Annotated in this window: 9 protein-coding genes; all 9 read right to left on the bottom strand. The window is 57.1% G+C overall.

Going from position 1 to position 9,906, the window contains the following annotated elements:
* Positions 1-2,138: phenylalanine--tRNA ligase subunit beta (locus tag H5U02_11780; protein ID MBC7343098.1), on the bottom strand; the 2,138-nt coding region annotated here is incomplete at its 3' end.
* A gap of 200 nt (positions 2,139-2,338) precedes the next feature.
* Entirely contained in the window at positions 2,339-3,361 is a 1,023-nt protein-coding gene (gene pheS / locus H5U02_11775) for a phenylalanine--tRNA ligase subunit alpha (protein MBC7343097.1), read from the bottom strand.
* Positions 3,362-3,906: 545 nt separating this feature from the next.
* Complete coding sequence (locus H5U02_11770) at positions 3,907-4,764, bottom strand: RNA methyltransferase (protein MBC7343096.1); 858 nt, start codon at positions 4,762-4,764, stop codon at positions 3,907-3,909.
* Positions 4,754-5,404: a TrkA family potassium uptake protein gene (locus tag H5U02_11765; protein MBC7343095.1), complete on the bottom strand. Its 651-nt coding sequence runs from the start codon at positions 5,402-5,404 to the stop codon at positions 4,754-4,756. The genes H5U02_11770 and H5U02_11765 overlap by 11 nt, the downstream gene beginning before the upstream one ends.
* Before the next feature lie 14 nt (positions 5,405-5,418).
* Positions 5,419-6,759, bottom strand: a complete 1,341-nt coding sequence (locus H5U02_11760) for a Trk family potassium uptake protein (protein ID MBC7343094.1) — start codon at positions 6,757-6,759, stop codon at positions 5,419-5,421.
* A gap of 27 nt (positions 6,760-6,786) precedes the next feature.
* Entirely contained in the window at positions 6,787-7,146 is a 360-nt protein-coding gene (rplT, locus tag H5U02_11755) for a 50S ribosomal protein L20 (protein MBC7343093.1), read from the bottom strand.
* Positions 7,147-7,192: 46 nt separating this feature from the next.
* Entirely contained in the window at positions 7,193-7,390 is a 198-nt protein-coding gene (gene rpmI / locus H5U02_11750) for a 50S ribosomal protein L35 (protein ID MBC7343092.1), read from the bottom strand.
* A gap of 20 nt (positions 7,391-7,410) precedes the next feature.
* Entirely contained in the window at positions 7,411-7,923 is a 513-nt protein-coding gene (locus H5U02_11745; GenBank protein ID MBC7343091.1) for a translation initiation factor IF-3, read from the bottom strand.
* A 210-nt stretch (positions 7,924-8,133) separates the two neighbouring features.
* On the bottom strand, positions 8,134-9,906 hold a 1,773-nt coding region (gene thrS / locus H5U02_11740; GenBank protein ID MBC7343090.1), incomplete at its 5' end, for a threonine--tRNA ligase.

The raw sequence follows: 9,906 nt of genomic DNA, 5'->3' as shown, positions 1-9,906 counted from the left end.
GGCAAGTAGCGCTTGACCTCGGCGGCGTGGGTTTCTAGGCTCTCCCAATCCAGCTCCCCTACTACTACCCTCTCTTTTAGCTCATAGTTGGCTGCCACTTCCGGGTGGAGCTCGCCCAAAAAGCCAGCGGCTTGGTCGTTTATCTTCACCTGGCATGCCCGCCCCGGGTGCAAGAGGTAGCCATCCCGGAAAGGCACAAACCGGACCCCTTCAATACCCAAGGATCCCAACAGAGCCTCTACCACGCCCTTCAAGAAATAAAAATCCCGCTCTACCCCACCCCAGGCCCAGCCGCGATGGGCAGTACCACAAGCCAGCAAAGCCACCTGGAGCTTTTCATCAGGCAAGGCATCCTTCGCAGGGGTAGGCCAGAAAACCGTCCCCATCTCGAAAACAGCAATATCCTGCATCCCCCGGGTGGCATTCCGCTCCGCCACCGCCAACAGCCCTGGCAACAGGGTGGTCCGCATCATGGAAGCTTCTTCCCGCAAGGGATTGGCCAGCCGCAACCCTTGCCGCCGCCGGTCATCTCGGGGAAGCCGCATCCGGTCGAAAGCAGTAGGACTGATGAAACTGAGAGTATTTACCTCGTAGAGGCCGGCGGCAATCAGAAGCTGGCGACACTGGCGGCGCAGGCTCTGGCTTCTGGATCTCTGGGCTGCCAGGGCCGAAGCTACCGGCAAGGTGGTAGGAATGCGATGGTACCCGTAAAGCCGGCCCACCTCCTCGATGAGGTCAACCTCCCTTTCAATGTCGGGGCGGTAAGAAGGAACGTTGACGGCCAGCACTCCCTCCCTCCGAAAGCGGCATTCCATGCCCAGCCGGCCAAGCAGGGTACGCATCTCTTCGGCCGGGATATCGGTGCCCAGGATTTGATTGGCCCGCTCCACCCGCAACTCCAGCTCTAACCGGGGAATGGGTTGAGGACAGACATCGATCACGCCTTGCTGGGCCTTGCCGGCTCCTATATGTTCGATCAGCCAAGCAGCTCGATTGACTGCTTCCACCTGCCCCAGAGGATCAATCCCCCGTTCAAAGCGCATGGAAGCCTCTGACCTGAGCCCCAGCTGCCGCGAAGTCCTCCTGATGCTGGTAGGGTTAAAATAGGCTGACTCCAATAACACAGTTCGGGTACCCTCGGTCACCTCGGTATTTAAGCCGCCCATAACCCCGGCAACGGCTATCGCCCCCTGGGGGTCAGTGATTAAGAGCATATCCTGGTCCAGATCCCGCTCCACATGGTCCAGGGTAACCATTTTTTCCCCCGGGTAGGCGCGGCGAACAATGATGTGTGCTCCAGTCAGGGTATCGTAGTCAAAGGCGTGCAGGGGCTGGTTGTACTCCAGCATCACGTAGTTGGTCACGTCGACAATGTTGTTGATGGGGCGGATGCCATAGCTAGTGAGCCGCTCCGCCAGCCAAGCCGGCGAGGGGCCGATTTTGACTTCCTGGATCACCCGGGCCACATAGCGGGGGCAAAGGTCGGCATCCTTGATTTCCACCCGGACCGGCAGCTTCCGTTCTAGCCCGACCTGCTCAGATAACACCGGCGGCAACTTGACCTGAGCGCCAACCAAAGCTGCTACCTCCCGGGCTACGTTGATCACGCCCTGGCAGTCAGCCCGGTTGGGAGTAAGATCTATCTCTAGGATAGTATCTTCCAAATCGAGCAGCTGGGCCACCCGAGCCCCCAAGGGGGCGTCGGTAGGTAAAATCATAATCCCGCCCCGCTCCGCCTCCGGCCGGGTGGCGGGGTCAAGGTTTAATTCTTCCGCCGAACATACCATGCCCTGGGACTCTACGCCCCGAAAGCTAGCAGCCTCAATAACCCGGTTGCCGGGGAGGATGGTGCCCGCCGTGGCCACCGCCACCTTCCGCCCCACCGCTACGTTAGGGGCACCGGTGACTATCTGCAGGATGTTCCCTTGGCCCACATCCACCCGGATCACCCGTAAGTAATCGGATTGGGGATGGGGCAGGTCTTGAATAATCTCACCTACTATGACTCCTTGGCTCCAATCCGGATAGGGTTCAAGCCCTTCCACATCTAACCCCAGCATGGTCAGCTGGTCGGCCAGCTCCTTGGGGGTGAGCTCGAAATCCACTAGTTCTTTTAGCCAGTTATAAGCAACTCGCAAGGTCTATAACTCCTCCCTCGGAAAAATGCTTCCGAAACGTTTCCCATGCCAGTGCGCCGGCGCCGGCGAAAGACTGGCCTCGCCAGCGATCCATAATGGCTCCTCCTCACCCTTCAGCGCCCAGCACTCAACTGACTGACCCGAGCTTGGGATCCGCACTATACGTGCCTCGGGAGTGCCGGGCACCGGGGCGGTAGTCCTTAGAACTGGGCTAGGAAGCGCAAGTCGTTTTCAAAGAATAAACGCAGATCGTCAATGCCATATTTTAGCATGGCAATGCGCTCGATGCCCATGCCGAAGGCAAAACCGCTCACCCGTTCGGGATCGTAGCCGCCGTTAGCCAACACCTGGGGGTGGACCATGCCCGCTCCCAGAATCTCCAGCCAACCGCTATTGCCGCAGGTACGGCAACCGGTGCCCCCGCAAATGATGCAGGAAATATCCACCTCGGCGCTAGGTTCAGTGAAGGGAAAATAGCTGGGCCGGAGCCGAATTTGCTGGCCAGGACCAAACATTTGCCGGGCAAAGGCCAAGAGGGTGCCCTTGAGGTTGCCAAAGGTAATCCCCTCATCCACCAGCAGCCCCTCTACCTGGTGGAACATGGGCGAGTGGGTGGCGTCATCATCGCGCCGGTATACCTTGCCGGGGATGATCACCCGTACCGGCAAGCGGGGGGCCATCTTCTGCATCACCCGGATCTGCCCCGGAGAAGTATGGGTCCTGAGTAGAATGTTGGAAGTAAAGTAGAATGAATCCTGCATGTCCCGAGCCGGATGCTCGGGAGGAATATTGAGGGCCTCGAAGTTATAATAGTCAAACTCTACCTCCGGGCCTTCGAAAACTTCAAACCCCATCCCCAAGAAAATTTCCTCCACCCGCTCCAGTACCTGGCTGATGGGGTGGGCTCGCCCGGGCTGTACCGGGTAGCCGGGCAAAGTAACGTCAATAGCCTCGGCTTCCAGCCTCCGGCTGAGCTCTTGGGCTTCAAGCTCCCTTTGTCGATGCTCTAGCTCGGCCTCGATCTCATCCCGAATCCGGTTGGCCTCCCGACCCACCACCGGGCGATCTTCGGGCGCAAGCTTCCCCATGCCCCGCAGGATGGCGGTGAGCTCGCCTTTCTTGCCCAAATAGCGGATGCGCACTTGATTCAGCTGCTCGCTATCCTGAGCGGACCGCGTATCCTCCAGGGCCCGCCTTTTCAACTCTTCAAGCCTTTCCCTCACTCTTTGGCCTCCTTCAAGAAACGTATATTTCCAGCTGGGGCGCTGTTCCTTCGCTCCGTAATCCTGCCCGGAGCCACCTAACGCTCCTGAATAAACAAAAAAGCCTTCGCCCTAGGGGCGAAAGCTTACTTCCGCGGTACCACCCTGCTTAGCCCAGAAGCTTTACCTGGACTCCCTCTTCTATCCTGACATCCCCTCTGCTAACGCCAGAGGACGCGGCTCGGCCTACTCTCCCGCCACGGAAAACCCACTGGATTTCAGCCGGCAGCTCCCGGGTGAACTTCCCATGGTTGGCCCTAGCGGCGCTTCCAGTCTCCGGCGCCACCTCCCTGGTGGACCGCCCCCATAGTACTCTCCCGTTCCTCGCCTTTTTATCTTCAACCTTTTCAGTACTTACTGCAATACAAGCCTCCGGTAAATTATATAGGCTGCGATAGAACCCGTCCTTTCAAAAATGCGCCAAAAAAAATCGGCTGGCAGGAGCATGGTACCACAACCTTTCCCGGAATGTAATGGAGGCCTAACGAAATTATAACATAGCCGTTTCAAGCGGTGCAACCAGCCGCATGGGAAGGATCTGGCGCCGGCGCCAAATGGCGCTGGCGCCAGGCCTCATAGAGGATCATGGACGCCGCCGTGGCCACGTTTAGGGATTCTAACCCCTCGGCCAGAGGAATGCCGATGGTAACCTCGGCCCGGCCCATAAGGTAGGGACTAACTCCCTGGCCTTCATTGCCCAGCACCAAAGCGGTTGGCCTCAAAAGATCTACCCCCCAGGGGGGCAGGGCGCCTTTTGCCTGGGGCGCACTTATGGCCAGCCCTAACCCAGCCCGGCTGAGCTTACCCGCAAGCTCTTCTTCCTTTTCGCCCTCGACGATGGGAAGCCGAAGCACCGCTCCGGCGCTAGCCCGAACGCATTTTTCGTTGAAGGGATCGCAGCTGCCAGAAGTGAGGATCAGAGCATCGGCTCCCACTGCCGCCGCCGTCCGGATAATGGTGCCTAAATTGCCGGGGTCCTGGAGCCGATCCCCAATTACCACCAAGCTGGGCCGGCCATGGGCCACCAGCGAGTCCCAGCTGGCCCTGCTTTTATTTGCCACTGCTATTAAACCTTGGGAATGGACGGTATCGCTAAGCACATTAAAAATCCCGTCCCGGACTCTGACCATGGGTATCCCACTAGCCTCTAGCCGCTCCAGCAGTTGCCCGTAAGCGGCAAGCTTAGCCTCGGCTACCAAAACGTACTGGATGGGCCACCCGTAGTCCAGCCCTTCAGCAATGAACTTGGGGCCCTCGAGCAAAAACCGGCCCGCCTTCTCGCGCCCCCGCCTGGATTTTAAGGAGCGGGCCAGCTTAACCTTGGGGTTATCTAGGGAAGTGATTACCCCAGCCTCAACGCCCACTTTCAAGCTTCTCCAAATCTCGCTTTCCGCCTATAACTACTAAAATGTCCCCCCGCTGAACCGCGTCATCGCCACCAGGGCCCATGATTATGTTGGCTCCCCGGCGAATGGCCACCACGCTCAAGCCTTTCCGGGCCCGAAGATCCAATTGCGCCAAGGTCTTGCCGGCCATGCGCTCATCAACCTCTACTTCGACAATGCTGTAATCCGGAGATAAATCCAGGTAATCCACCAGGTGCTTACTGCCTAGATAGCGGGCCAGGCGGGTGCCCATATCCCGCTCCGGGTAGATAACTTTGTCCACCCCGATTTTTTCCAGCACCTTTCCGTGGAGTTCATTTGAGGCCTTGACCACCACATGTTTGACCCCTAGCTCCTTGAGAATTAGCGCCACCAAAATGCTGGCCTGGATGTTTTCGCCAATGGCCACCACCACAGTATCGAAGTTGCGAATGCCTACTGCCTGCAAGGAATCTTCGTCCATGGCATCCAGTTGCACCGCTCGGGTGACCTCCTGGCTGATGGCATCCACCCTCTCCTCCGAGGTGTCAATGGCCAGCACCTCGTGCCCCATCTGGGCCAGGGTACGGGCCACGCTGGATCCAAACCGCCCCAGCCCAATTACTGCAAACTGCTTCAAGTCCTTCCCCCCAGTTACCCGACAATTATGTTCTCCTCAGGAAAGTGCAGATTGCCCCGGCGACGGAAGCGCTCGGCCAGAGCAAACGCCAAGGTCAAAGGCCCTACTCTCCCTAAATACATGGTCAGGATTATAATAATCTTACCCCCAAGGGACAGTTGGGGGGTTATGCCGGTAGATAAACCTACGGTACCAAAGGCGGAAATCACTTCAAACAAGACATTGAGCAAAGGAAAGGGTTCGGTTACGAGCAGCATGGTGGTAGCCGCCAGGACCCATCCCATGGAAATGGAAGCAATGGCAATGGCTCGTTTGACGGTCTCCGGCGGCAAACGCCGGCCACCCACCTCCACATCTAGTTTTCCCCTCAGGATGCTCGCTACCAACAGGCCGATGGTGGCAAAGGTGGTGGTCTTGATGCCGCCCCCAGTACCCCCGGGAGAGGCACCGATAAACATGAGCATGCAGGTCAAAAACAGCGTGGCTGGGTGCATCTGTCCCACCGGTAAAGTATTAAACCCGGCGGTTCGGGGAGTAACTGAATGGAAATAGGAGGAAAGAATCTTTACCCTCCATCCCTCCTGCCCCAGGGTGTCGGGATTATGCATTTCCAGCAACAGCACCATAACAAAACCGGCTAGGATTAGCCCGGCCGTCACCTTGAGGGCCATTTTGGTATGTAAGGAAAATCGGGAGGGCGGTTTGCCCGAGAGCACTTCGGCGAGAACGCTAAATCCCAGCCCTCCCAGGATAATCAGACTGGTAATTACTAATATGACGGCAATGTCTCCCCGGTAATTGACCAGGCTCACCGAGAATAAATCGAAGCCAGCGTTGCAGAAGGCGGAAATGGCGTGGAACACTCCGTAGTAAGCGGCTCGCCCCCAGCCTAGTTCTCCCGACCAGCGCACAGTAAGGATTAGGGCCCCCACCGTTTCAATAACCGCCGTGATCAGCAATACATACCGGGCCAGCCGCACTACCCCCTGTACCCGAATCTGGTTTAGGGATTCCTGGATGAGGAGCCGTTCCCGAAAGGTGATGTGCCGGCCAATGGCAAGAAAGACCAGAGTGGACATGGTCATTATGCCCAACCCGCCGATTTGGATCATGGCTAGGATAACTAGTTGCCCAAATAAAGAATAATCTTTGGCGGTGTCCACCACCACCAAGCCGGTGACGCAAGTGGCCGAGGTAGCAGTAAAGAGGGCGTCCACCGGAGAGATGGGGACACCCGAGCGACTAGCCACGGGAAGGCTTAGAAGTAAAGTACCAGTTAAAATCACCGCCGCAAATCCTAGGGCCAGGACCCGCGGCGGGCTGATGCCCCGCTGTGACGCAGGTTGCTCAGCCATGTTCTGCCTTGCCTCCTACGCTGTCCGCTAGCTTTGTAGTTTTTCCTTGGCTACATCTACCAGCTGGTTGAAGGCCGAGGTATCTTTTACGGCCAGATCGGCCAGGATCTTGCGATTGATTTCTACCCCTGCCAGCTTAAGGCCGTTGATGAACCGGCTATAGGAGAGGCCGTTGGCCCGAGCAGCGGCATTGATCCTAGCAATCCAGAGCTTACGAAAATCGCCCTTCTTTTCGCGGCGGTGGGCGTAGGCATAAGCCAGGGATTTTAGCACCTGCTCGTTGGCAGGACGGAAAAGCTTGGATTTGGCTCCATAATAGCCCTTGGCCAGCTTGAGAATCTTTTTATGGCGGCGGTGTTTGGTAACACCCCTCTTAACCCTAGCCATAGGTTGTTCCTCCTTTTATGATTATCGAATGCCGAGCCCCAACTTGCTAGGCATAGGGAAGCAGCTTCCTGAGCTTTTTCATATCTGCATTGCTTACCAGGGTGGCCTCCCGGAGCGCTCGCTTGCGCTTAGCCGGCTTCTTCCCCAGCAAGTGGCTCTTAAAGGCTTTGGCCCGCTTGATTTTCTTGGTTCCGGTAATCCGAAAGCGCTTGGCTGCGCCCCGATGAGTCTTCATTTTGGGCATATTCAGTCCTCCTACTGCTTTTACTCTTGTTTGGGGCTTAGGATCATGATCATATTGCGGCCTTCCACCTGAGGAGCCTTTTCCACTTGGGCCTTCCCCTCCACTAGGCTGGCCAATCGATCGCATAGCTTCTGTCCTAAGTGCGCATGAGCAATTTCGCGCCCACGAAACATTATGGTTACTTTTACCTTGTCCCCGTTCTCCAAAAACCGCATGGCGTTTCTGGCCTTGACCTGAAAGTCGTGCTCTTCAATTCCCAATCGCAACTTGACTTCTTTGATGTTGATTACCCGTTGCTTCTTGCGGGCTTCTCGCTCCCGTTTACTCTGCTCATACCGGTAGCGCCCGTAATCCATTATCTTACAGACTATGGGCCGGGCAGTAGGCGCGACTTCCACCAAATCCAGGCCTTTTTCATGAGCCATGGCCAAGGCATCACGCAGGGGTACTATGCCCAGTTGCTGGCCGTCCGGACCGATCAACCGAACTTCCCGGGCGCGAATCTCCTCATTGATGCGCAATTCTTTAGTAATGTTGGTTTCACCTCCAGCCTAAGTAGAAAAGCCCAAACACTAAAAAAGGCGGGAAACCACCCGCCAAAACGTCAGCGATACCCAAGTTGCACCTGCACTCTTGGAACCCTATTGGCAAAGCCATAGGGTGAGAAGCGGATGGCTTCTACTTCGCTGGCAGTATAGCATAGCCCGCCCTTGAGCGTCAAGGAAATTTTAGGGCCGTACCCTTCATTGCTTTTGGGCGATGGCCGCTTTGGCCTCGGCAATGAACTGCTCGATGGACCACGAGCCTTGGTCCCCCAGGCGGCGATGGCGTACGGATATATTACCCTCGTCTACCTCCTTGTCCCCGGCCACCAGCATGTAGGGTATCTTCTTCAGCTGGGCCTCCCGGATCTTGTAGCCTATCTTCTGGTTGCGCTTATCGATCTCCACCCTAAGACCAGCATCTAAGAGCTTAGCGGCCACCGCTTCCGCATACGGCAAGTGCCGGTCGGCAATGGGCATTACCACCGCCTGCACCGGAGCCAACCACAGCGGAAAGGCGCCACCATAATGCTCGGTAAGGATGCCAATGAAGCGTTCGATGCTGCCAAAGACCACCCGGTGAATCATGACCGGCCGGTGCTTTTCCCCGTCCTCGCCGATATAGGTGAGGTCGAACTTCTCCGGCATCAGAAAATCGAGCTGAATGGTGCCGCATTGCCAGGTCCGCCCCAGGCTATCCCGGAGGTGAAAATCAATCTTGGGACCGTAAAAGGCCCCCTCTCCCTCATTAACCACATAATCCAGGTGCATGGCCTTGAGGCTCTGCTCCAAGGCAGCGGTGGCCTGCTCCCAGATGGCTTCCGATCCCATGGCGTTCTCCGGCCGGGTGGACAGCTCCACATGGTAGGGGAAGCCAAAAGTGGAATAGAACCGGTCCACCAGCTCAATGACTCCCTGGATCTCCTGCTCAATCTGAGAGGGCAACATAAAGATGTGGGCATCGTCCTGGGTGAAAGCCCGCACCCGCAAGAGCCCATGCAGAACCCCAGAAAGCTCGTGGCGGTGCACCAAGCCCAGCTCGGCCAAGCGAATTGGCAGCTCCCGGTAGCTATGCTGCTGGGCCCGGTAAACCAGAATGGCCCCCGGGCAATTCATGGGCTTGATGGCATAGTCCTGCTCGTCGATTTGGGTGAAGTACATATTTTCTCGATAGTGATCCCAGTGTCCAGAGCGCTCCCACAGCTGGCGCCGGAGAATAATGGGGGTCTTGATCTCCTGGTAGCCAGAGCGCCGGTGTTCCTTGCGCCAGTAGTCAACCAGCTCATTCCAGATAACCAGACCCTTGGGGTAAAAGAAGGGGAAACCGGGGCCTTCCTCGGAAAAGCCAAATAACTCCAACTGGGGGCCTAGCTTGCGGTGATCGCGCTTCTTGGCCTCTTCGATCCGCTTTAAGTATTCCTCCAGCTGGGAAGCCTTGTTAAAGGCAGTGCCGTAGATGCGCTGGAGCATGGGATTTCGCTCATCGCCCCGCCAGTACGCCCCGGCTATGCTGGTGAGCTTGACGGCTTTTAATCGCCCGGTTGAAGGTATATGGGGCCCAGCACAAAGGTCAATAAACTCTGCCTGTTGATAGAGGCTAATGGTCTCATCGGGGCCTAGCTCGCGGATGAGCTCCAGTTTATAGTTCTCCCCCCGCTCGGCAAAAAAGGCCTCCGCCTCCCGGCGGCTGACTTCCCGCCGGGAGAAGGGATAGTCGGCAGCAATTATCTTTTTCATTTCCGCCTCGATTTTTTCCAGGTCCTCCGGCCCAAAGCGCTGGGGGCAGTCAAAATCGTAGTAAAACCCATCCTCAATGGCCGGGCCGATCCCCAGCTTGGTACCTGGATATAGCCTTTTCACCGCTTGGGCCATTACGTGGGAAGCGCTGTGCCGGTAGGCATCGCGCCCATCAGGGTCCTCAAAGGTCAAGATCTCTAAACTGCAGTCCCGCTCAAGCCGCGCCGATAGATCCAC

The sequence above is a fragment of the Clostridia bacterium genome (genome assembly GCA_014360065.1).
Lineage (GTDB): Bacteria > Bacillota > DSM-521 > Neomoorellales > JACIYF01 > JACIYF01.
The sequence above is the reverse complement of the archived record's forward strand: the minus strand, read 5'-3'. Positions and strand labels throughout refer to the sequence as shown.